Source organism: Gemmatimonadota bacterium, assembly GCA_030747075.1.
GTDB lineage: Bacteria > ARS69 > ARS69 > ARS69 > ARS69 > ARS69.
Window position 1 is genome coordinate 14569 of record JASLLL010000027.1, and the last position, 23512, is coordinate 38080.

23 protein-coding genes are annotated in these 23512 nt (G+C 64.9%); 20 read left to right on the forward strand and 3 right to left on the reverse strand.

Going from position 1 to position 23512, the window contains the following annotated elements:
- Positions 1-33: 33 nt before the first annotated feature.
- From rpe to QF819_08840, 15 genes are all read left to right on the forward strand, one after another.
- Positions 34-735: a ribulose-phosphate 3-epimerase gene (gene rpe, locus QF819_08770; protein MDP6803250.1), complete on the forward strand. Its 702-nt coding sequence runs from the start codon at positions 34-36 to the stop codon at positions 733-735.
- Between the two features lie 92 nt (positions 736-827).
- Entirely contained in the window at positions 828-2189 is a 1362-nt protein-coding gene (ffh, locus tag QF819_08775) for a signal recognition particle protein (GenBank protein ID MDP6803251.1), read from the forward strand.
- A gap of 42 nt (positions 2190-2231) precedes the next feature.
- Entirely contained in the window at positions 2232-2741 is a 510-nt protein-coding gene (gene rpsP, locus QF819_08780; GenBank protein ID MDP6803252.1) for a 30S ribosomal protein S16, read from the forward strand.
- 28 nt (positions 2742-2769) lie between these two features.
- Positions 2770-3312: a ribosome maturation factor RimM gene (gene rimM / locus QF819_08785; GenBank protein MDP6803253.1), complete on the forward strand. Its 543-nt coding sequence runs from the start codon at positions 2770-2772 to the stop codon at positions 3310-3312.
- Positions 3309-4088: a tRNA (guanosine(37)-N1)-methyltransferase TrmD gene (trmD, locus tag QF819_08790; protein ID MDP6803254.1), complete on the forward strand. Its 780-nt coding sequence runs from the start codon at positions 3309-3311 to the stop codon at positions 4086-4088. Before rimM ends, trmD begins: the two co-directional genes overlap by 4 nt.
- 16 nt (positions 4089-4104) lie before the next feature.
- The gene (gene rplS, locus QF819_08795; protein ID MDP6803255.1) at positions 4105-4455 is read left to right on the forward strand and encodes a 50S ribosomal protein L19; all 351 of its coding nucleotides are present in this window, start codon (positions 4105-4107) and stop codon (positions 4453-4455) included.
- 1 nt (position 4456) lies between these two features.
- The gene (locus QF819_08800; GenBank protein ID MDP6803256.1) at positions 4457-5101 is read left to right on the forward strand and encodes a ribonuclease HII; all 645 of its coding nucleotides are present in this window, start codon (positions 4457-4459) and stop codon (positions 5099-5101) included.
- The gene (locus tag QF819_08805; GenBank protein MDP6803257.1) at positions 5098-5472 is read left to right on the forward strand and encodes a YraN family protein; all 375 of its coding nucleotides are present in this window, start codon (positions 5098-5100) and stop codon (positions 5470-5472) included. Before QF819_08800 ends, QF819_08805 begins: the two co-directional genes overlap by 4 nt.
- 12 nt (positions 5473-5484) lie before the next feature.
- Positions 5485-5631, forward strand: coding sequence for a hypothetical protein (locus tag QF819_08810; protein ID MDP6803258.1), 147 nt, complete (start codon positions 5485-5487; stop codon positions 5629-5631).
- Entirely contained in the window at positions 5628-6488 is an 861-nt protein-coding gene (locus QF819_08815) for a tetratricopeptide repeat protein (protein MDP6803259.1), read from the forward strand. The genes QF819_08810 and QF819_08815 overlap by 4 nt, the downstream gene beginning before the upstream one ends.
- Before the next feature lie 78 nt (positions 6489-6566).
- Positions 6567-8159, forward strand: coding sequence for a YifB family Mg chelatase-like AAA ATPase (locus QF819_08820; GenBank protein ID MDP6803260.1), 1593 nt, complete (start codon positions 6567-6569; stop codon positions 8157-8159).
- 32 nt (positions 8160-8191) lie between these two features.
- Entirely contained in the window at positions 8192-9133 is a 942-nt protein-coding gene (locus QF819_08825; GenBank protein ID MDP6803261.1) for a GNAT family N-acetyltransferase, read from the forward strand.
- Positions 9134-9502: 369 nt separating this feature from the next.
- Positions 9503-11023: a FlgD immunoglobulin-like domain containing protein gene (locus QF819_08830; protein MDP6803262.1), complete on the forward strand. Its 1521-nt coding sequence runs from the start codon at positions 9503-9505 to the stop codon at positions 11021-11023.
- Positions 11024-11284: 261 nt separating this feature from the next.
- Entirely contained in the window at positions 11285-13465 is a 2181-nt protein-coding gene (locus tag QF819_08835) for a pyruvate kinase (GenBank protein ID MDP6803263.1), read from the forward strand.
- Between the two features lie 66 nt (positions 13466-13531).
- Complete coding sequence (locus QF819_08840; protein ID MDP6803264.1) at positions 13532-14515, forward strand: sulfotransferase; 984 nt, start codon at positions 13532-13534, stop codon at positions 14513-14515.
- A 58-nt stretch (positions 14516-14573) separates the two neighbouring features.
- Here QF819_08840 and QF819_08845 read toward each other — a convergent pair whose 3' ends face one another.
- Positions 14574-16064 (reverse strand): T9SS type A sorting domain-containing protein, encoded by a 1491-nt coding sequence (locus QF819_08845; protein ID MDP6803265.1) that lies wholly within the window; start codon positions 16062-16064, stop codon positions 14574-14576.
- A 227-nt stretch (positions 16065-16291) separates the two neighbouring features.
- On the opposite strand from QF819_08845, the gene QF819_08850 reads away from it, so the two are divergent.
- Both QF819_08850 and QF819_08855 read left to right on the forward strand, forming a co-directional pair.
- A complete protein-coding gene (locus QF819_08850) occupies positions 16292-17719 on the forward strand; it encodes a right-handed parallel beta-helix repeat-containing protein (protein MDP6803266.1) in 1428 nt (475 codons plus the stop codon).
- Between the two features lie 34 nt (positions 17720-17753).
- Positions 17754-18581, forward strand: a complete 828-nt coding sequence (locus QF819_08855) for an aldo/keto reductase (protein ID MDP6803267.1) — start codon at positions 17754-17756, stop codon at positions 18579-18581.
- Here QF819_08855 and QF819_08860 read toward each other — a convergent pair.
- Positions 18576-19475: an aminotransferase class IV gene (locus tag QF819_08860; GenBank protein MDP6803268.1), complete on the reverse strand. Its 900-nt coding sequence runs from the start codon at positions 19473-19475 to the stop codon at positions 18576-18578. The two genes, QF819_08855 and QF819_08860, sit on opposite strands and share 6 nt — an antisense overlap.
- Positions 19472-20683 (reverse strand): anthranilate synthase component I family protein, encoded by a 1212-nt coding sequence (locus QF819_08865; GenBank protein MDP6803269.1) that lies wholly within the window; start codon positions 20681-20683, stop codon positions 19472-19474. Before QF819_08865 ends, QF819_08860 begins: the two co-directional genes overlap by 4 nt.
- A 431-nt stretch (positions 20684-21114) precedes the next feature.
- Between QF819_08865 and QF819_08870 the strand changes: the two genes are divergently transcribed.
- From QF819_08870 to QF819_08880, 3 genes are all read left to right on the forward strand, one after another.
- Positions 21115-22158 (forward strand): right-handed parallel beta-helix repeat-containing protein, encoded by a 1044-nt coding sequence (locus QF819_08870; protein MDP6803270.1) that lies wholly within the window; start codon positions 21115-21117, stop codon positions 22156-22158.
- A gap of 102 nt (positions 22159-22260) precedes the next feature.
- A complete protein-coding gene (locus tag QF819_08875) occupies positions 22261-22923 on the forward strand; it encodes a tetratricopeptide repeat protein (protein MDP6803271.1) in 663 nt (220 codons plus the stop codon).
- Between the two features lie 155 nt (positions 22924-23078).
- On the forward strand, positions 23079-23512 hold a 434-nt coding region (locus QF819_08880; GenBank protein ID MDP6803272.1), incomplete at its 3' end, for a tetratricopeptide repeat protein.

Genomic DNA, 23512 nt, shown 5'->3' on the forward strand with positions numbered 1-23512 from the left:
GCTATCTTCCCGCACATCCTCGGGAGGCGTTGCATGGAACCGGTTGTTCGCGTGGCCCCATCCATTCTTGCCGCGGATTTCACCTGCCTCGCGGACGAGATCCGCCGCGCGGAGGCAGGCGGCGCGGATCTTCTCCACCTCGATGTGATGGACGGTGCCTTCGTTCCGAACATCAGCTTCGGGCCGCTCGTGGTGGAGGCAGTTCGCCGAGTCACCCGTCTTCCGCTGGATGTGCACCTCATGATTGAAGAGCCCGTCCGGTATGTGGAGGCGTTTGCCGGAGCCGGCGCCCGGTGGCTGACGGTTCATGTCGAGGCGTGCGCGGATGTGGCGGGCACGCTGGAGGAGATCCGCGTGCAGGGCCTGCGCCCGGGGCTGGCGCTTCGTCCGGGGACGCCCTTCGCGGAGGTGGAGCCGTTTCTTGACGCGCTGGACCTTCTGCTGGTGATGACGGTGGAACCCGGCTTCGGCGGGCAGTCTTACATGGAAGATCAGGAGCCCAAGTTGGCCAGAGCCCGCCAGCTCCGCGAAAGCGCGGGGCACTCCTACCGGATTGAGGTGGACGGAGGGATCGGCCGGACGACCGCCCCCGGCGCCGTGGCGGCGGGAGCGGAGTTCCTGGTGGCGGGGTCCGCGCTCTTCACCGACCCGGACCTGCCCGGTTTTGTGAGCACCCTCCAGAAACTGGCAGGAAGCCCCTCAGCGGACCCGGAGCAGGGGAGTTCGGCGCCCTGACCGGCCCTGCCGCGGGGTTTCTCCTTGATTCTCCCGGGGGTGCTTGGTAGTTTCCCTCGTTCAATGTCGGGATTTGTGCCTTGGAGGCTCTCTTGTTCGAGGATCTCAGCTCGAGACTGGAGGGAGTCTTCCGTGCCCTGAAGGGGCGGGGCGTCCTGACCGAGGAGAATATCCAGGAGTCTCTGCGGGAGGTTCGCCGCGCTCTTCTGGAAGCCGATGTTCATTACCGGGTGGCCCGCGACTTCGTGAAGCGGGTGGAGACCCGCGCGGTCGGGGAGACGGTCCTGCGGGGGCTTCATCCCGGGCAGCAGGTCATTCAGGTGGTTCACGAGGAGCTCGTGGAGCTTCTCGGAGGCACCACCGCCGCCCCGACTCTCTCCGGAAGCCCGCCGGTTCCGGTGATGGTTGTGGGGCTGCAGGGCTCGGGGAAGACCACCACCTGCGCGAAACTGGCCCGCTGGCTGGTAGAGCAGGGAAGGCGGCCGTATCTCGTACCTGCGGATCCGTATCGGCCCGCGGCCCGGGACCAGCTGATTCAGCTGGCTCGTGCCGGGGGGCATCCGGTCTATGAGGGGCCGGAGTCCGACGCGGTGGAGATCTGCGCGGCGGGTGTGGCCGCGGCGGTGAACGAGGCCGCGGATGTGGTGCTTCTGGACACCGCCGGTCGGCTTCATGTGGACGCGGAGCTGATGGCGGAGTTGACGGCCATTCGCGGCCGTGTGAAGCCGCGCGAAGTTCTGCTGGTGGTGGACGGGATGATCGGGCAGGACTCGGTCCGTGTCGCCGAGGCCTTTCAGCAGGAAATCGGCATCGACGGTGTGGTGCTGACGAAGATGGACGGCGATGCCCGCGGAGGCGCGGCGCTTTCCGTCCGACAGGTGACCGGCGTTCCGGTGAAGTTCCTGGGCGTCGGAGAGGGTGCGGAGGCGCTGGAGTTGTTCCATCCGGATCGGATGGCCTCCCGCATTCTGAACATGGGAGATGTCCAGAGCCTCGTGGAGCGCGCCCAGGGCGCGGTCACGGAAGACGAGGCCCAGGCGGTCACCCGAAAGCTCGCCCGGGACGAGTTCGACCTGGAGGACTTTCGGGACCAGCTTCGGAAGGTCCGGAAAATGGGATCTCTCGGACAACTCGTCGGGATGCTCCCCGGCGTGCCCCGGGAAGCACTCTCCCGGATCGAGGAAGACGGCGGAAAGAGTCTCCGCCGGACAGAGGCGATCATCTGTTCGATGACGCCCGCGGAAAGAGCCCGGCCCGGTATCCTGAACGGGAGCCGCCGGAAGCGGATCGCTCGCGGAAGTGGCACGGCGGTCCGGGAAGTGAACCAGCTGCTCCGGCAGTTCACCGAGATGCGCCGCATGATGAAGCGCATGGGCGGGAAGTCCGGACGGAAGGGTGGCAGGAAACAAAGAGGAATGGCGGGCGGGCCTTTCGGTCGGCTCATCGGTCGTTGATCAGAGTCCATTCGCCGCGGAACGCGGGGAGGTGAGAGTTCATTGGCAGTCAAGCTCCGTCTGGCCAGACACGGAAACCGGAAGCGACCCTTCTACCGCGTGGTGGTGGCGGAGAGCGCTCATCGTCGGGATGGACGGTTTATCGACATGGTCGGGACCTACGATCCCTTGAAGAAGCCGGCCGTCATCGAGGTGAAGGCGGATAAGGTTCTGCACTGGCTTTCCGTGGGTGCGCAGCCGTCGCCGACCGTGCGGAGCATTCTGGCGAAGACCGGGGTGTGGGCGCACTGGCGCGCCGTTCAGGACGGCAGCGCGCAACTGTCCGACATGACCGGTCGCGTGGACGGCACGCTGGAGCGCGCGCGGGACGACCGCCCGTCGAAGAAGGTGGTTGCGAAGCTGGAGTCCGCCGAAGCCGAGGCCGTGGAAGCGGCGGCTGCGGAAGAGACGGCGGCGGACGAGGCTCCGGCGGCGGAAGAGGAAGCCCCGGCGGCGGAAGAGACTGCGGCGGCGGAAGAGGCTCCCGAAGAGAAGACCGGGGAGAGCGCCTGAGTAACGGCACGGGCCCGGGAGGAATACGGTGACTGATCGCGTGGGCCTTCTGGAAGTGGCACGCCTCGGAAAGCCGCACGGACTGCGTGGCGAGATCTCCGCGCAGCTGTTTGGCGTGAATCTGGCGGAGCTGGAGGAACTGAAGCGTCTCGTCCTCCGGCTGGAGTCCGGCGAGGATCGACCGGTCTGTGTCATCGGGGGGCGGCCCAAGGGGAAAGGGCTCATCCTCGCGCTGGACCTTCTGCCGGATCGGACCGCGGCGGAGGGCGCTCGGGGAGCGGTCCTCCTCTCCCCGCGGGAGGATCTTCCGAAGCCGGAAGAGGGAGAGTGGTTCGTGACCGACCTCGTGGGACTGTCGGTTGCGGACGAAGAGGGAAGCGAGATCGGAACGCTGGAAGAGGTGCTCACGCTTCCGGCAAACGATGTGTTGGTGGTTCGCGGGAAGCTCGGCGAGGTTCTGCTCCCGGCCATCCCCGAGGTGATTCGGAAAGTGAACCTCGACGAACGGAAGATGACCGTTCACATTCTCCCCGGGCTGGTTGATGTGCCTGCGGAGAAGGGCGCGTCGTGAGGTTTACGGTGTTCACGCTCTTCCCGGATCTGATCCGGGAGGGGTGTCGGCCTTCAGTCCTCGGGCAGGCGGTCGACAAGGGTGTTCTTTCGGTGGAGACGGTCGATCCCCGGGAGTTCTCCACCGACCGGCACCGTTCGGTCGATGATCTCCCCTTCGGGGGCGGTGCGGGGATGGTGCTCATGCCCGGCCCCCTCTCCGAGGCTCTCGACGGAGCTTTGGAGAAGGAGTCGGCCGACGAGAAACCGCGGGTCGTTTTCCTCTCGCCGGGAGGGAGGCGGTTCGATCAGGATGTGGCCCGGGATCTGGCGGAGGAATCCTCCGTGTTCCTGGTCTGCGGTCGGTACAAGGGAATCGACGAGCGCGTGCGGGACCGCTACGCGACGGACGAGATCTCCATCGGAGACTATGTCCTGTCCGGAGGGGAACTGGCGGCGCTGGTTGTGATCGACGCGGTCATGCGGCTTCTCCCGGGCGCTCTGGGAGATTTCGCGAGCGCGGAGGATGACGCCATCTACTCCGGGTTGCTTTCCGCACCGGAGTACACGAGGCCGAGAGTCTTTCGCGGGGCCGAGGTGCCGGAGGTGCTCGTCTCCGGGCACCACGAGAATGTTCGCCGCTGGCGGCGGCAGGAGGCGCTTCGCAGGACGCTGGAGCGTCGGCCCGACCTGCTGGAGTCGGCGGATCTGTCACGGGAGGACCGGAGATTCCTGCGGGAGTTGCGGTCAGGGAGAGGTTCGGAGGAACTGGAATCGGGCGGCGACACCCGTCCGTGAGAAAGGGGGAGCGATCATGGTTGACCTGATCCGGCTGGCGGAGGGGAAGGGTCTCCGGACTGACATTCCCGACTTCGGGCCGGGAGATACCATTACTGTGCATGTCACCGTCCGCGAAGGAAGCAAGGAACGAGTGCAGCTCTTTCGGGGGAATGTGATCCAGATTCGCGGGAGCGGGATTCGCCGAACGGTCACCGTGCGGAAGATCGCGAACGGGTTCGGGGTGGAGCGCGTCTTCCCGATGCATTCGCCGTCGGTGGCTCGGTTCGAGGTGGTGCGTCGCGGTCGAGTTCGCCGCGCGAAGCTGTTCTACCTCCGGGGAAGGTCCGGCAAGGCTGCACGGATCCGCGAGCGTCGAAACACCTGAGATGGCTGTTTCGCGCCGGGGAGTGGAGACCGCGTATCGCCGGGAGCGGCGCATCGCCCGGGTAGTGGGGGGAGATGTCGCCGGGATCGATGAGGCAGGGCGCGGTCCGCTGGCCGGTCCCGTCGTGGCGGCGGCCGTCGTGCTGGACCCGTCCGACCCCATCGACGGCCTCGGAGATTCGAAGAAGCTCACACCGCGCGCCCGGGAGCGGCTCTTCGCCGAGATTCGCAGTCGGGCCGTGGGCATCGGCATCGGCTGGGCGGGGCACGGGCTCATCGACCGGATCAATATCCTCCGAGCCACGCACTTCGCCATGCGCCGGGCCGTGGAGCGGCTCCCGCACGCACCGTCGCATCTTCTGGTCGATGGCCTTCCGGTTCCCGGGCTCCCCTGTCGCCATACCGCGCTCGTGAAGGGGGACTCGCGGTGCGCGTCCATCATGGCGGCGTCCATCGTGGCAAAGGTCGTGCGTGACCGGCACATGATCCGGCTGGCGAAGCGGTTTCCGGAGTATGGCTTTGAGCGACACAAGGGGTATCCTGCTGTCGTGCATCGCGAGGCGCTGGAGAGAGTCGGTCCGTGTGTTCATCATCGGCGAACCTTTTCCGGCGTTCGGGAGCGGATCCCCGAGGGAGCGCATCGGTGAGAACTTCTCCTGCACGCGGACGATGGGCGGAAGATCAGGCGCTACGGTTTCTAACCTGCGCGGGGATGCGCCTGTTGGCGCGAAATGTCCGCCAGGGCGGGGGCGAGATCGATCTGGTTCTGGAGGACGGACACACGCTGGTGTTCGTGGAGGTCAAGGCCCGGCGGAAATCGGCGGGGCGTGCGGCAGAAGCCGTGACTCTCGCAAAGCAAGGGAGGATTGCCAGCGCGGCCTCGGTCTGGCTTGCGCGGAACGGCGTCCCCGCAGGGGGGTGTCGATTTGATGTCGTGACGGTGGCGGGCACGGGCCCCGACCTTGCCGTCGAGCATATTCCGGGGGCTTTTGACGCTCCCGCACGCCCCGGTATCTGAGGAGGAACTGCCGTGAAAATCGTTCTTGTTCTGCTCCTCGGAATCCTCGCAATGAACGCGGTCCTCATTCTGGGGGTGGCCGTGGTGCTCATTGCCGACCATATTCGTTCGCGCCGACACGCGGAAACCGAAGACGAATCCGAAGGAGAACAGACATGAGAGTGATCGCAATGGGGCTGGCGCTTCTTCTTCTGGCGTCCGGGTGCGGGGATCAGGGCGTGGACCCACGCGTTCAGGAGGCCTATGACCTGGTGGTCAGTGGAAGCGTGGACGAGGGAATCGCCATGGCAAACGCCATTCTTGTGGACGACCCCGACCATGCGGGAGCCATGAATGTTCTGGGGCTCGGGCTTTATAAAGCGGGAGATGCGGAAGGATCGATCCAGCAGTACCTGCGCGCGCTGGAGGTAAGGCCGGACTTCCCGGAAGCCCACTTCAATCTGGGCAACTCCCATGTCGCCCTTCTTCATCGAGCCAAGGCGGAAGCGGCGTTCCGGCGTGCCGTGGAACTGGAGCCGGACTTCGAGCTGGCCAGGTACAACCTCGGGAAGATCCACGACGGTGCGGGTCGCAAGGAAGAGGCGCTGACCGAGTTTCAGAAGTGCGCGGAACTGGATCCGCAGTTCATTCCGGCCATCCTTTCCGCGGGGCAGCTCCTGGACGGGAAGGGGGACTACCCCGGCGCCATCGGGTATTACGAGCGCCTTCTGGAACTGGATCCGGCATTCAAGGAGGGGCGCGTTCTTCTGGGCAATGCATGGATTCGGTCGGGGGCGCCGGATGCCGTATCCCGGGCCGGAGAGCAGTTCCGCATTGCCGTCGAGATCGATCAGGAGTACCTCGACGGCGTGTACAGCCTGGCCGTGGCCTGCGGCCTCATGAACAAGATAGACGATGCCGCAAGGTGGTATCGTCGGGTGCTGGAGCTTGCTGAGCCGGGTTCCGTGGTAGCCGTGGAGGCGACCCGTTTCCTGACGACGCAGTTGCCTCCGCCCCCCGAGGGTGCTTCCGACTGATCCGCGGGTTCTTCCTGCGGTTGTGTGCTCCCTTTCACTCCCCGATTCGACAGGTTTTCATCGATCGGGGAGGTGGCTGTGCTCTTCCGCATACTGACTTCCGCCCTTCAGGGCGTTGAGGCTCATGCTGTTCATGTCGAGGCCGATGTGTCTCCGGGGATCCCCCATACGCAGATCGTGGGGCTGCCGGATGCGTCCGTCCGGGAGTCTCGGGACCGCGTGCATGCGGCCGTTCGCAACTCCGGCTACGAGATGCCTCCGGCACGCATCACGCTGAATCTCGCTCCGGCCGGTCTCCCGAAGGAGGGCTCCGGCTTCGACCTTCCCATTGCGCTGGCGCTGCTCGCGGCGTCCGGGCAGATTCCCGGCGAAGGCCTGGAGCGCAGGTTGTTCCTTGGCGAACTCTCGCTCGACGGGTCGCTGCGCCCGGTGCGTGGGGTCCTGGTGGCGGCCGTGGCGGCTCGCCGGATGGGGGCCGCGGGGATCGTCGTGTCGGTCGGGAATCGCCGGGAGGCGCTCTCGGTGGAGGGCCTGGAGGTCGGGGCTGCGGGGAGCCTTCGGGAAGCGGCCGAGCGCGCCGCTGACCCCGGGTTCCACGAGCGAGGGCAGGCATCGGAGGGGCGTGCTCGGCGGCCGGGTGGCGTGGATCTCGCGGATGTCCGCGGGCAGGACGAGGCACGCAGGGCACTGGAGATTGCGGCGGCCGGGGGGCACAACCTCTTCATGGTGGGTCCGCCCGGCGCCGGGAAGACCATGCTGGCCCGGCGGCTTTCGACGGTCCTCCCGCCCCTTGCCGGAGAGGATTCGCTGGAGGCGACGATGATCCACTCGATCGCCGGGGTGCTGAGCGCCGGCGGAGCGCCGCTTCACGAACCGCCCTTTCGCGCGCCGCATCACACGGTCAGCGATGTGGGCCTTGTCGGGGGGGGGAACCCGCCGCGCCCCGGCGAGGTCAGCCTCGCGCACCGCGGCGTCCTCTTCCTTGACGAGTTGCCCGAGTTTCGCCGATCCGCTCTGGAGGCGCTTCGCCAGCCTGCGGAGGACGGGCGGGTTTCCGTGGTGCGTGCGGGCAGAAGCGCGGTGTTCCCCGCTCGCTTTCAGCTCGTCGCTGCGATGAATCCCTGCCCGTGCGGCAAGGCCGGGGAAGGCCCCGGGGCGTGCCGATGCACTTCGACTGAGATCCGCCGGTATCGCGCACGCCTCTCCGGCCCGCTCCTGGATCGCGTGGACCTGCATGTGCGCGTGCCTGCCGTCGGGCTGGAACGGCTCACAGGCGGGGAACCGGGCGAATCATCCGAATCCGTGCGCGAGCGCGTCGAGGCGGCGCGCCGGGCGCAGTATGCGGGGGAACGCGGCGCGGGAGGGCGGGGGGTCGTCAACGCGGAACTCTCCGGGCGGGACCTCGAGCGCGCGTGCGCGTTGCCCGCCGGAGGGAAGGCGCTCCTCGCCACGGCCCTCCGCAGGCGCGGGCTTTCGGCGCGGGGGGTTCATCGGGTCATGCGTGTGGCGCGCACCATTGCGGATCTTGCGGACGCAGAGGAAGTGGCGCTCCCGCACCTTGCGGAGGCGGTACGGTATCGCGTCCTCCCGGAGGTGGGCACGGGGGCGACCCGCCCCGGCGATGGGATATCTCTGGAACGCACCGGACGAACGGCCTATCGTCGCGCCTGACCGGCGTACGCTCGTTGTCCGGGGAGGGGACCATGTTGCGGGACTTCGAGACCAGGGACTATGACGATTGCGTCCGGATCGAGAACCTCCTCTACCCGGGGCATGGCAGCTCCGTGGAACGCATGCGCCACACAGATCTCGCGAAGGACGAACGAATCCGATTCCGGCGCTGGGTATGGGAGGAAGCGGGCAGCCCGGTGGGCTGGTGCGAGTACAGTCAGTTCATGGAGTGCCATCACCCACGCAAGTTCAGTCTGGCCATCCGCGTTGCGCCCCAGTGGCAGCGGCGCGGAATCGGGTCGGCCTGCTACGAGCGTCTCGTGGAGGAACTCCGGGCGTTCGACCCTCTGAAGCTCGGTGCCGTCGGGAAGGACGACATGCCGGAGTCCATGCACTTCCTGGAGAGGCGCGGGTTCGTGATCGGTCTTCGGGAACTGCAGTACAGTCTGGATCTTTCGCGCTTCGATCCCGAGTCGCATGAAGATGCCATTTCGAAGCTGGAAGAGTCCGGCCTTCGTCTGCAGACGCTGCGCGAGTACGAAGCGGAGTGCCCGGACGCCCGGGTGCGGATGTGGGAGATGGAGCAGGCGGTCTCTCCGGACATTCCCAGCAATGATGAGTTCACCCCGGTGAGTTTCGACTCCTTTGCCGGGATGGTCTTCGGACATCCGAACTTCGACCCCGACGCATGGGTGGTTGCGCTGGACGGAGACTCGCCCGTGGGAGTCACCAATCTGTGGGATCGGGAGGGGAATGATGGTATCAACACCGGCCTCACGGCCGTTCGCCGGGAGTACCGCGGGCGTGGGATCGCTTCCGCGGTCAAGGCGAGGTCTCTGGCCTGGGCAAAGGCCAGGGGATACCCTTGGGCGCGAACCGAGAACGAGGAGAACAATCGCGGCATGATCGGGATCAACCGGCGCCTCGGGTTTGAGCCGATGCCGACCTGGCTGTGGTACGAGAAAGTTGTGTAGCGGAGATTGTTGTTTTTCCCGAGCGGGTTTCCCCGTTGCCCTTTCGGTGAGCTAGCTCCCGGCTTCGGGTCGCCCCTCGTTGGGGCGGCCGGGAGCCGGCACTTCCGATTCACCCCTCCAACCCGCCCGTCCCCACCCTAGAACGCGTACTTCAAGGCGTGCGGAGGCGCATTCGGTACCGAAGGCGTCCGCAGTTTCCCCTCGTAGTAGGTCTTCCACGGATCGGGAAGCCCCACTCGCCCGGGGAAGAGCCGCCTCCGCAAGACATCAGGGACCGGGTTCCTTGCGATAGGGGGGGGTGGTGGGGTAAACTTGGAGTTCGAAGTCCCCTTTGATTGATTCGGAGGTTCAAACAAAGGGAGGTTCGTGATGTCCATTCTCGTCATCGTCCGCAGAGGGTTGGCCGCAGGGGTTCTGGCGGCCGCTCTGGCTCCGCCCGCTCTGGCTTGTGACAGCTTGTCCAGGCAGGATCTTGCGATGCCTCCGGATGCGTGGGGCGTGCCGCGCCTCCAGCTGGACTGCCCGGAACCGCCTTGCGTTCCCGACACCGCGTGCGGCACTTTCGAGACCAACACGGCTTTCGTTCGCTTGGACAGCCTTGCGGCGTCTCCGATCTATACGCCGCCGTGCAAGGGGTCGTACTGCTTCACGATCGACAAGGGAAGTGATTCCACCTACTACCACCTCCATCCCCTGAAGCCGGATAGCTGCCACTCCTGGGTGACGGACAGCGGCCTCTATGCCTCCACTTCCACGGACGGGCTGACCTGGACGCTTGGGGGGCTGGCGTTTCCGTCGACAGGAAGCTGGTATGCGTCCATCAAGTGCCCGGATGTCCACTACGGGGAGCAACCCGGGGAGATGTACCTCTACTTTCAGGGGGAGGGGAATGGAATCGGCCGCGCGGACTCCCAGGACGGCGGTCTGAGCTTCGTGGATTCCGGCGCGCCGGTTCTGACCAGCGACGATCCCGCCAACACGAATGTTCGCACGCCCTCGGTTGTTCACTTCAGAGGGAAGTACTACATGGTCTATAACGAGGTCTGCAGCCACGGCGGCCCCCCCTTCATGCTGGCCACACTCAACCTGAAGGTCTCCGACGATGGATATGTCTGGGAGGATCTCGATCCCAATCCCAATCCCATCCTGATTGCCGGAGAGTGCGATCAGTTCGACCGCGGAGGAGTGGGCCTTGGCCAGTTGGTCGCCGATCCGGACGGCAGGACATTGCACCTGTTCTACGCCGGAACCGGATGGCTCATTAACAGCGACAATGGGGGGCTTTCGAACCGGGGCTGCGTCAAGATCGGTCATGCGCAGTCCACCGATCTGGGACTGACCTGGTGTAAGACCGGGAGTCCGGTTCTGGATCATCCACCGGCTGGCACGCTCGCATGGGATACGGTGCAGTACATGGTCACCAGCTACACATGGGAGAAGGGCCCTGTCGGGGAGGACAGGCTCCGCATGTACTACTGGGGGGAGGGCCCGGTCGATCCGGGTTGTCACCGTGAGCTGGGTGTTGCTGAAGCCGTCCACCTCCCGGAATGCAGCGCGACGGGCGTGGCGGAGATTGCGAGCGGGGGGGGGCGCAGTTCGTCCGGATATCGCGTATTTCTGAAGTCGTATCCGAACCCTGCCTCCGGGAGCACGACGATCTCCCACGATCTGGCCCGGGGGGCCGCAGGCTGGGCCGAACTCTCGATCCACGACATTTGCGGCCGGAGGGTTCGCACTCTCTGGTCCGGAGATCTTGCGTCCGCGCCGGCCACCTTCGAGTGGGACGGGCGTGGGGACGCGGGTTTTGAAGTTGCGGCGGGGCGCTATCTGCTGCGTCTTGATTCCGGAGGATCCACGCTGGGCGCGCACTGGGTGACGCGGGTGCGCTGATTCATCGCCGGGTCTGTCCATGTGGGCCGCGGACCCGTACTCCGCAACGGCCGACAGTCTCCGTTGGCCCCGGCTCGCCATCCCCGGGCTTTCGAACTGTACGACTCCCGTGAGTTGAGCTATGAAACCTCTCGTCAGCGGGAGAGTGCATCGCGGAACCTGCTGAAGAGCGAGGGCGGTTCTTCCGATGGCGTAAGCGGATGGGCCTTCCAGCGAAGGGCGTCCCCGTAGCGGTGTTCCAAGGGCCGGGAGATGAATGACATGGAACGGACAGTCCCACCGAAGATCCTCTGTACCATCGGCCCGGCTACGCTGAACCGGCGGTGTCTGGTGAAGATGGAACAGGACGGAGTCTGGCTCTTCCGAATCAACCTGTCGCACACCCGGCTGGAGGAACTGCCCGGCGTGATCTCCGAGATCCAGTCGTGCTCCCGGGTTCCCATCTGCATCGACACCGAGGGCGCGCAATTGCGCACCGGCTACCTCAAGGGCGGGAGGCGCAACCTCCCGGCTGGCTCGCTCGTGGTCGTGGGAGGCGCGGGGGGGCTGTCGGCAAACCCTGATACCGCGCTGGCCCGGCTCTCGGCGGAGATGGGGATTACCTTGAATCACCCGGAGGTGCTTCGGGATATCGAAATCGGAGAGATGATCTACCTTCGGCTGGGTTCCACTTCCGTGCAGGTCATCGACAAGCTGGAGAACGACGAACTCCTCTGCCGAGTCGTGATCGGGGGGACGGTTGGCTCCAACAAGGCGGTGGACATCCAGACTCCTCTCGCGCTTCCCGCCATGACGGAGAAGGATCGCGCCTCCATTCAGATCGGGCGGGAGTTCGGAGTGAAACACTTCGCCCTTTCATTCGCGCAATCCGCGGAGGATGTGCGATCCATGCGGGCCGAAGTGGGTGACGATGCGTTCCTGATCTCGAAAGTGGAGTCGAACCGGGGCCTCATGACTCTCGACGACATCATCCGCGAGTCGGACGCGATCCTGATCGATCGAGGGGATCTCTCCCGGGAGCAGGCCATCTCCCGAATCCCGTTCTGGCAGAAGCGGATTACGCACGCCACCAAAGAGGGCAAGAAGGAACTCTATGTGGCAACGAACCTGCTGGAGTCCATGATCACCAGCAGTCTGCCTACGCGTGCGGAGGTCAACGACATCGCCAACACGCTGCTGGATGGAGCGGACGGGCTGGTTCTTGCCGCGGAAACGGCCATCGGCGGAAATCCGCTGGCTGCCGTCGGGATCTTGAAGAGTGTGATCGAAGAATACGAGAAGTTCACTCGCGGGGAGGGACCCAGGCTGGAAGACGCCGGTTCGCGCCTGATCCCGCCTCATGGGGGAAGTCTCTGTCTGGCGCCTCGGCTGGATCGGAAGGCATTGCCGATGACCTCGACCGATCTTCCGCTTCGGCACACGCAGTATCTGGACTTCCTGCAGCTCGCGAACGGTGTGTTCAGCCCGGTGCGGGGGTTCATGACCAAGGCGGAGGTCGAGAGCGTACTCAGCAGGGAAGTGCTCCTGAGCGGGGCGCTGTGGCCCGTTCCCATTCTGCTTCAGGTTCCGGGGGAAGTTCACTCTGCGGTGGAGCAGGGGGAGCGAGTGGCACTCAAGTGGCAGGACTCCGTGGTCGGCACGCTGACGGTGGGGGAGAAGTACGAGATCTCCCCGGGTGAGGTCTGTGAGCGGCTCTTCGGCTCACGAAACCCCGACCACCCCGGGGTAGAGACCGTGATGGAAGGCGGGGGCTTCGTTCTCGCGGGAGACATCGAGATTGTCGATGATGTGCGCGTTGATGCCGCACGCTACGAGGTGACACCGCTTCAATCGCGTTCGCTCTTTGAGATGAAGGGCTGGTCACAGGTCGTCGGGTTCCACACGAGGACATTGCCCAATCTCGCGCACGAGTTCATCCAGAAGAGGGCATTCGCGCGGACCTTCGCCGATGGTCTCTTCGTCAGTCCGGTTTCCGGACCGGTTCGGGATGGCGAGTTCGGCATCGCGGAGACTACACGATGCTACAACGAACTGACCACCTCCCGGGAGTACGAGAACCTGGAGGTGGTCATCGGGTCGTTCCCGACGCACACCAGATACGCCGGGGTGCGGGAGGTCGTATTCGACGCGCTCTGCCATCAGAACCACGGCTGCACGCACTTTGTGGCCGGGCCGGAGCATGGAGAGTTTGCCGCGGCATCGGGCGGTACTGAGAGCTCCTCCCGCATGGACGAGCTTCAGAAGAAGATGGAAGTGCGAATCGTGACGGCCTCGCGCGTGTACTACTGTGACGAGTGCGGGTCGGTCACGGACTCCTGCACCCACTCGTCGGAGCATCACCACCCGATCACCGGATCTCTCGTCAGCGAGGTGCTTCGCGGGGGGGGCACATTCCGATACCCCATGGTGAGCGGTGTCGTCCGGGAGTTTCTGGCGACCTAGTCTGCGTTGCTCATCCGGAAAGCACGCGATATCCTGACCGGAACGATCCGGCAGGGAGGGTGGAGCATGAGCCATGCGGCACGGGATGTTGTCTTGCTTGGCGGGTTTGGACGGAGCGGGACCGGGGGCGTGCTCCGCCTGCTCTCTCCGCACCCGGACATCTATGCCACTCCCTATGAGCTGCGCCTGCTGACCGATCCGGACGGACTCCTCAGTCTGGAGTCCGCGCTGATCGACAACTGGACTCCCTGGCAGGCGGACTTCGCCATCGATCGATTCCGGCGGCTTGCGAAGACCATGGGGCGGACATGGGGGAGCGCCTACACCCGATCGAACTACTCCGGGCGGTTCGGGCCTCATTACGCGGAGGCGGTGGACGCGCTGCTGGAGCGGTTGGTGTCCTTCTCATACCAGGGAATCTGGGCTGGCCGGGCGACGCTTCTGAACAAAGTCCTTCTGAGATTGACCGGGCACCGCCGCTACTCTTTCAACAGCCGGGAGATCTTCTTTGCGCAGGAGGTCGACCGTGAAGGCTTCCATCGGGTCACGCGGGAGTTCATCCAGACACTGTATGAAGGAGTCGCCGGAGAGAAGGGTGCGAACAGGATCCTGATCAACGAGCCGTTCGTGACCCAGGCACCCGGGCGGTGCATGGAGATGACAGGATCCACCCGGCTGATTGTCGCCTGCCGCGATCCACGGGACTCCTTCGGGTCGTTCCAGACGAGAGACTGGAGTCCGCGCGGTCTCTCGGAGGCGGTGGAGTTCCAGAGCTCCGTGCACCGACGCTGGCTGGAGCAACGGTCGAGACTACCGTCGGAGCAGGTTCTTCAGGTGCGGCTGGAGGATCTGGCGGCGGACCGCGACTCGGTCGTTCGTTCCCTGGAGAAGTTTCTGGGCCTGGAGATTTCCCCCGAGACCATTGCGAACACCGGGTTTTCGGCGGCGAAAGCCCATGTTGGAAGATGGAAGAAGCAGTTCAGCGAAGACCAGCAGAAACTTGTCACCGAGTCCTTCCGAGAAATCCTCACGGCATACGGATACGAGTGACATTCCTCCCGCTGCGGGATCAGGAGAGCGCTCCCGAACCCGCAGCAGTATTCCGGCGCTAACGGACGAGCACCAGCTTTCTGGACTCCGACACTTCTCCCGCGACCAGTCGCGCGAAGTACACACCGGCCGGGGCGGGCACGCCGCGATCATCGGTGCCGTCCCAGACCAGACTCTGCTCACCCGGCGAGAACACGCGGTCGGCAAGAAGCGCAACGCGCTGGCCCTGCACATCGTAGACGGCCAGTCGAGCCCGCTGCTCGCGGGGAAGGCGGAACGCAAGGGTGGTCCGGGGATTGAACGGATTGGGCTGGTTCTGCGAGAGCATGAGGCGACCCTCGGCCTCCGCAGTTTCTACTGCGGTCCCCGTGTAGTACCCGTCGTCGTACCGGAGCACCCGGGAGATCTTCAGGTTGTTGCCCCCGCAGGTGAATCCACGATGCTCGTCGTACATGGAGACACCCAGCAGAGCCGTGGCTTCGTTGATGGGCTCTCGTGCCCAGGACAATCCGCCGTCGGTGGTACCCACGATCGCGGTGCCGGGCTGGCCTCCCGGCCCGTCAGGGCTATAACCCACGGCCCAGCCTTCCGCCGCGCTGACCATTTCAATGTCGGCGAGAATGTGGTCGTTCTCCGACGGGAAACTGATACGCGGCCAGGTGGCCCCGCCGTTGGTGGTCCGGTAGATCTGGGCGGTGAAGTCCCCCGCGCCTACCGCGATCCCGAAGGCGGCGTCGACCATGTCGATGCCGCCCATGTACCCGATGCCGACATTCGACAGTTGCTGAGTCCAGCTGCCGCCGCCGTTGCTCGAGTACCAGATGGACGACTCATACTGACCGGGAAGTGTCTCTCGTTCCGACATCGGATCGGCTGCTGTCTCGCTGAAGAGTCGCCGCACATGAGGCTCGAAGGCCTCGGAGTAGTGATCGGAGCGACCGCCCTTCTCCGGCCACGCGCCTCCGGTCGCCCAGATGTTCTGCGAGCCGGAGAAGTCGGCAAACAAGAGGGCGTGCGTAGCGGGAACGGTGGAGTAATGAGTCCAGCTGGCACCGCCGTTGAATGTGGAGTACAGCCCTTTCGTGTCTCCGAACCCCCAGCTGCCCACAAGATGAGCCTCTTGAGAACTCCGGGCATTGACGGATCGGAAACTGGCCACAAAGGGGTCGGCCGGGTCCACGGGGTTCCAGCTGCTTCCGCCTGTGGAGGTCATGGCACCGCAGCCGTCAGCGGAGAAGGCGAAGACATAAGTCCCCGCAATGAAAGCCGTCGACTTGTCCGCCGCATCCATTCCGACCATGAAGACGCTCAGGTCCATGCCGGAGTACTGCATGGTCCAGGTCTCCCCGCCATCGGTGGAGTGATAGATCTGGTTGGTGTTGGTCATCTCGTTCACTCCGGCCACCCACACATCGTTCGGGCTTGCGCACGCGATGTCCAGAAGCACCAGCCACTGCGGGAAGACATGCACCATTTCCCATTGGCCGGCGAGGGACGGGCACGCTGTCAGAAGAACCGCGAGGGCCAGGACAGTGCATCGAATCGGCATACAGCTCCTCCCAGGGGAATGAGTGAGGGGGGACGCGCATCGTACCAGTTTGTCGGGTTGCGGGGGGAGTGGGTTGTCGTGGCTCGCTTCCGGAGCGTTCTCTCCGGTGAGCGGCGCTCAAGCCCTCTCAGACCGGCGGTCAGACCCGCCTTGCGTTGAATGGGCCTGTCCAGCCGTGATATTCTGGACTGCTCACGATCGTCCGCAGTCACCCGCCGGAGGTTCTCATGAAGGGAGTTTGCGCCGCCTCTCTTGCCCTTGCGTTTTCGTTTCCCGCGCTTGCGCAAACTGTAGTCAGCGGCAACCAGTCCGGGGTATGGAACGCCTCGGGTTCTCCCTATCTCGTTGTCGGAGAGGTGGTCGTTCCTGCCGGACTCACACTCACCATAGCCCCGGGAGTGGAAGTGAACTTTCAGGGGCACTATTCCTTCACGGTGAATGGAGACCTGCAAGCGCTGGGTGCCAAAGGCGACAGCATTCTCTTCACGACCGATACTCCCGCGGTGGGGTGGGGCGGGATCCGCGTGGACTCTGACGATGTCGTCGCGCTCTCCTATTGTCGCATCGAACACGGTTTGACCGCGGGTAGCTATCCGGACATTCACGGCGGCGGCCTCGCGCTCCTCTCGTCGAACGCGATTGTGGATCACTGCCTCTTCGCGGATAACGACGCCACCGGAGCCAGCAATGGGATGGGCGGTGCCGTCTACGCCATCTATACCGGCAGTTCCACCGGTGCGCTGACGGAGTTCCTCGAATGTCGATTCGTTCGGAATCACGCCTACGGCGAAGGAGGCGCGATCAAGTTCACGGGCGACATGAACACGGAGATCACCGGCTGCGAGTTCATCGAGAATGACTGCGGCTACGGAGGCGGCGCAATCTCCTGTTACTCGGTCGAGGGCACGAAGATGATCCGCTGCCTCTTCGCGAACAACTACACGATGTATTCCAGCGGAGGGGCTCTCAACACGATGGGCTACGGGAACAGCCTCTCTCTTGTCCACTGCACGCTGTCGGGCAACAGCGCCGTGACGGGCGACGGCGGGGCCGTGAATCTGGTTTTCGCCGATGCCGCGTTTGTGAACTGCATCGTGAAGGGGAATCCCGGGATGTACAGCGACAACATCCATCTGGACTTCCTCGGCAACGCCGAGATCCACTACAGCGATCTGTCCCTTCCCCCGGGCGCGACCGGCAGCAACAACATCAACGCGAACCCGCGGTTTGTGGATCCTTCCGGAGGGGACTTCCACCTCTCGGACATGTCGCCCTGCATCGACACTCCGGCCAACCTCACCTTCGACCCGTCCGGGCCGGTTCCGAAGGAACCCCACTCTCTGACAAATGCGGGAGGCGTCTCCGACATGGGGATGGGCGGACAATCGGCGGCGGATGTCGTGGGTCCGATGAGGACAAGGGCGAGTGAGGCCCACGATGCGGTTCGGCGGATCACAGGATGGCTCACTGACACAGGCTCCAGAGTTCGCGAGGGAAACCACACGCTTGAGTATACCGGATGGTCGCGTCGGGGGGCAACCGGGGGCAGGACGCAACCCGGCAGACGGAGACTTCCGGGTTGCGCGTGGATGGCAGGGAGGCTCAAGATCGCGCCGGGCGCGCCGTCCGGGAATGCCTCGATGCCGGTGCGCTGAAGCCTGATCGCGTCGATTCACCTCCGGAGGCCCGATGAGTTCCAACCTGCAGCGAGTCATTCTCGGTCGATCGGGGCTGTCCGTCTCGCGACTGGGGCTGGGTTCATCGTATGCGGCTCCCGCCTCGGCCTACGAAGAGGCGTTCGAGCGCGGCGTCAACTACTTCTACTGGGGGAGTCTCCGGCGGGATCCCATGGGGAGCGCCATTCGGCACCTGGCCCCGAACCACCGGGATGATCTGGTCGTGGTGGTGCAGAGCTATGCGAGGATCCCGGCGCTTCTTCGGCAATCGGTCCGGGGCGCCCTGCGGAAGTTGAAGCTCGACGGCGCCGATGTCCTCCTCCTGGGCTGGCACAATGGACCGCCCTCCCCGCGTGTGATGGATGCGGCGGCCGACCTTCGCGAGAAGGGTCTTGTGCGCAAGGTCGCGATCTCCAGCCATCGGCGGGCCGCCATTCCCGCGCTTGCGGAGGATCGGCGCTTCGACATCTGCCACTTGCGCTACAACGCGGTACACCGGGGAGCGGAGCGGGATGTGTTCCCCGCATTCCAGCCGGTGGAGCGACACCGTCGACCGGGGCTGGTGACCTACACGACGACGCGTTGGGGGCACCTTTGTGATCCTCGCCGAACCCCCGACGGGGAGAGGACTCCCACGGGGACGGACTGCTACCGCTTTGCGCTCTCCCATCCGCAGGTGGACACGGTGCTGGCCGGACCGGGGACCCGCGAAGAGATGCGGCAGGCGTTGCGTGCGGTGGAGCTGGGTGCGATGGACGAAGGCGAGCTGGCATGGATGCAGCGCGTCGGGGACGCAATCTACGGCAGGGACCGGACCTCGGGTGCGCGCGATCGTCTATGAGGACGCGCTTCTTGCAGCAGACGCGGCTCCTGTATCCGCATGGACGGCGTCCATGTAGAGATCGTGGAGCGAACGCGTGATCGACCCGGGCCGACCATCCGCAACGGGAGAATCTCCGACGCATACCACGGGAGCCACCTGAACGGTGGTCCCGGTCAGGAAGAGCTCGTCCGCGCGCGCCAGGAGGTCCTTCGGGAGAGTCTTCTCCCGCGTGGGGATTCCCTCGCGTTCGGCGATCTCCAACACGGTCTCACGCGTAATGCCTCCGAGAATCCCGGTGCCGAGCGGGGGGGTCAGCAACTCACCCTCGGTCACCAGGAACACATTGCTGGCGGCGCCCTCGACGATGTCTCCGGTCTCGTTCGCCAGGAGCACTTCGTCGGCACCGGCCTCACGGGCCTCGTTTCGTGCGAACAGAGACACCTGGTAGTTCGTGGTCTTGATTCCTGCCAGCGAGAACTCCGTGAGACGCAGGAACCGCGAGTGAACAACCCGGATCCCCTGTCGTCGCGCCGTGTCCGCCGCGGAGTCGATGGGGTAGGCCGTGATGAGGACCGAGGGTTCACCGCATGTCGAGAGGTCCAGGCGCTTCTCCAGCTGGCCCCGGGTCAATGTGATTCGCAGCACGGCATCCGCGAGGCCGTTGGCTTCCATGACCTCAGTGACGCGGACGCGGAGATCCCCTTCGTTCAGAGTGCGGAGTCCGATGGCGTCCCCGCTCCTCCGCAGCCGGGCGAGGTGCCGGTCCAGTGCGAACGCCGACCCGCCGTAGGCACGCATCGTTTCGTAGATGCCGTCCCCGTACAGGTATCCCGTATCGAGGACGGACACGCGGGCCTCTTCGGTCGGAGTCACCCGGCCGTTCCAGTGGACATAGGGTTCGATCACCGTCATGTCGTTCTCTCCGCGAAGTGGTCGGTCGTCTCGGGCTCCAGCGCCAGCCGGAATGCTTTCGTCTTGAGGATCAGCTCATCCCATTCCGCTTCAGGGGACGAGTCGATCACGATTCCCCCTCCGGCGCCATGATGGAGAATCCCGTTGCGAACCACGCCGGTGCGGATGGCCACGCTGAACCTCGCCGAACGGTCGAATCCGAGCCACCCGACCGTACCGGTATACACTCCCCGGGCCGCGGGTTCCAGTACTCGGAGGATTTCCATGGCCCGCCTTTTGGGAGCCCCGGTGATGGAACCGCACGGAAAAACCGCCTCCAGCGCATTCAATGCATCCAGTCCGGGCTTCATGCGCCCCGTGACCGTGGAGACAAGATGATGCACATGGGGGAAGGATTCAAGGGCGGCCAGCGAACTCGTCTGGACGGATCCGAACTCGCAGACGCGCCCCAGGTCGTTCCTTGCGAGGTCGGTGATCATCACGAGTTCAGCGCGGTCCTTGCGCGAAGCCGTCAGTTCCCGGGCGAGCACGCGGTCGCGGAGCGGGTCCGGATCTCGTGGCCGCGTGCCCTTGATGGGTCGGGTGGTGGCCGTTCGGCCCCGGCACTCCAGCAGAGTCTCCGGCGACGAGGAAACCACCGTCGCGCCGTCGGCTTCCACGAACGCCGAACAGGGCGCAGGATTGTCGCGAAGGAGGCGTTCAAAAAGGGCGGCAGGATCCCCTGAGACCGGCACGCCGAAGAGTGCGGTGAGGTTCGCCTGATAGATGTCGCCGCGCCGGATGGACCGAAGAATCTCCCGCACACGAGCCTCATGCCCCGTGCGGTCCAGCGTGCAGGTGGCCGGGCCGTCAGCGAATCCTCCGGCGGCTGCGTGGAGGGCCGCGTCCGGCGACAGGAGCGCGTCCTCCAGACGCGTGGCGCGAGCGGTCGCGGCGGCGGGGTCGAAGGATCCGTCTTCGCGAAGCCCCCACGACACGATCTCCAGTTCGTCCAACTCCGGATTCGCCCGCGCGAAGGTGTCGTAGATCCCGAACCAGACCTGCGGACACAACGGGGGCGGTTCACGCGGCAGCACCTCTTCAAGGAGTGTGCCGCGTTCATAGGTGATGAACCCGACTGCGCCGCCGGGGAATGAACCTTGAGCCGCAAAGGCGGCCGAAGGGGAGGGGAGGGCGTCCCGAAGTTCGCGGGATGGCACGGGGGCCATCGATCCGGGGGGCGCGGATTCTGACGAAATGACGCGCAACGGAGAGCACCCGAACACCGTCTCGGATGTGGAATCGGCCGCGAATCGGAAGCGTCGAGATCCGGGAAGGCGAGCGAAGAGGCACTCCGGGGAGGCAGGCAGACGGTGCCGTCTTCGGCAGGGGCCCAAGGTCGAGTTGGCGGGAGGCGTCGTCGCGACGATCGGACCAGTACTCAAGCGACCCCCCCCCGTGTGAATGCGGGAGAATAGGGGCTTCCCGGCGCCGGGGCAAGGCGGGCGGGGCGTCTGAGTTGCTGCCGCTTACCCCTCGACGATCGATGAGATTTGTGAGTACGGAGCGATTGCCGCACTCGAATGAGCTTGGTATAGTCCGCTGGCCATTTCCCCGGGAAGGGGTTCGGATGCGCCGGACCCGTGGGGGCGGAGGATCCATGAGACCGTCGTTGCACAGTGTTCTTCTCCTTTTCGCGTCCCTGTGTCTGGTAGCCCTTTTTGCGGGTCCCGGCGGGGCGACTACCTGGACGATTGGCGTGGATTCGCTGGACTGCGACGGGCTCTGCGACTTCTACACGCCGCCGGGGGAAAGCGAGAACGAGGGCATCTGGAATGCCCTCGACGGCGGGAGCGTGACCGCGGGAGATACCATTCTGGTCTGGCCCGGAGAGTACTCCGGCGGGCTGCTCCTGGAGTCCGGCGTGGTACTGATCTCCCGGCACGGTCCGGAGAACACAGCCATCAGAGGGCTCGCAACGGGTGTGCCTGCCGTTCGCTTCCTGAACGGGAATGAGGACACGCGGGTAGAGGGGTTCACTCTCGATTGGGACAGCAACGCGACGGGTCGCGGAGGCGGAATCTCGGCCAACGCCACGGGGGGAACGATCGAGAACTGCATCTTTCTGAACTGCCAGTCCGGGCTGGGCGGCGGCGTCTATGCGGAGTTCAGCGAGATCCGTCTGATCAACAATGTGTTTGTCGGGAACTATGCGGAAGATGGTGGAGGCGCCATTGCCATCACCGCGTGCGGACCCCCGTTCACCGCCAATCCAGTGGAGATCATCAACAACTCGTTCTACCAGTGTGAGGTTCCCTTCGGCGGGGCCGGAGCGGTCTTCTGGGCGGAGTCGTCGGACTTCGAGTTCTCCAACAACATCATCACGGGAACGCTGTCCTCCAACGCCATCCAGTGCGGTCTGAGCAACGAACAGTCCTTCACCTGCAACATTTTCTGGGACAACCCGCTCGGTCCGTATGGTGGCGAGTGCATCGACTTCACCGGGTCGTACGACAACCTGAACATCGACCCGCTGTTCTGCGACGCTCCGGGCAGCGATTTCGGCGTCTGTGCGGATTCTCCTGCGCTGGGCGGAGGGTGCGGCACGATCGGATATGTTTCCCCGGACGGAAACTGCGCGGCTTGCGGGGGAACTGCCCTGACGCCTGGATCCTGGGGACTGGTGAAGAGTCATTATCGCTGATCGGCGTTGACCGGTTTTGTATTCCCCCCGGCGGAGCGTAGCTCCCCGGGCCGCCCGGCCACAGGGTCGTTCGCGGGAGCCTTGATCTTCGGAGGTCGATTCATGTCCGCTTCATCTGCGCCCCGGTGCTTCGCGGTTCCTGCGGCAACGGTCCTTCTCGTCACTTTGGCGGCCTGCGCCGGATCTTCGGGCAAAGGGACCACCGTAGAGGTCAAGGGAGACCCCATGGAGGTCGTCGCTCTGGCGCACACGGCCATTGCCGCGGACTCGCTGGATTCCGACGCGTGGTTCCGCCTTGCGGACGCATGGCAGCGGGCAAACCGCCCGGACTCCGCGGTGGTCGCCTTCGAGAGTCTGCTGGAACGCTGGCCTGAGTCCGTGGAGGCAGTCGTGCATTACGGGCTTGCCCTGGAAGAGGCCCGCCGGTTTGAAGACGCGCTGGCGCAATACCGCCGTGCCATCGAACTGGATCCGAAGGATCCCACGCCGCGCGTCAATCTGGGTTCGCTCCTCTACTTCAACTTCAAGCGCACATTCGAGGCCAAGGAAGCTCTGTCCGCGGCACTGGAGCTGGATCCGGATCACTCCGACGCCCACTTCAACCTGGGTGTTCTCTTCGCCGACGCAAGAATGTTCAAGGAAGCGAAGCGAGAATGGGAGTTCGTGCTGGATAAGACACCAGACAGCCCGGCAGGGGCCCTGGCGCGCGAGAACCTGGAGCGGATCAGTCCTCTCTTCCAGGAGGCGGACGCCCCCACGGAGTAGAGGCGCGGCGTGTCTTGACAACCTTCGGGATCTCCTCCAAGGTACCCGGGACTTTTCCCCGGGACGCGCCGTTCCGGTCCGCCTTCAAATGGAGGGCAGATCCGCGCGGCCGTGTCCGCGAGCGTGCAGATGCCAAGACTCCGAGGAGATGAAACATGAACAGGACTGGTCGGGGGCTCTCCCCCTGGGTGCCCTGGCTTGGGATTCTATTGATCGTGGGAGGGTGTTCCCCGCCTGACCAGAGTACTCAGGTCGAGGTCATGGCGGAGCCGGTTTCGAATGGAGACGAGGAGTTTCGCCAGAGTCTCTTTCTGGGAGATCAGTACCGATCCAGCGGACTCTTGGGCAAGGCGGTGGAGGAGTATCGCAAGGCGGTGGACCTCAAGCCGGATGATCCGGATGTCTACGCGCGTCTCGGTTTTGCGCTGACGGAAATGGAAGAGTTCGAAGACGCAGTCAAAGCGTATCGGCGTTATGTCGCCCTGCGCCCGAAGGACTGCAACAGTCACGCCAGTCTGGCCTTCTCGTACATGAAGCAGGGGCTTTCGGATCAGGCCATCGTGTCCTATGAGCACGCCATGGAGCTCTG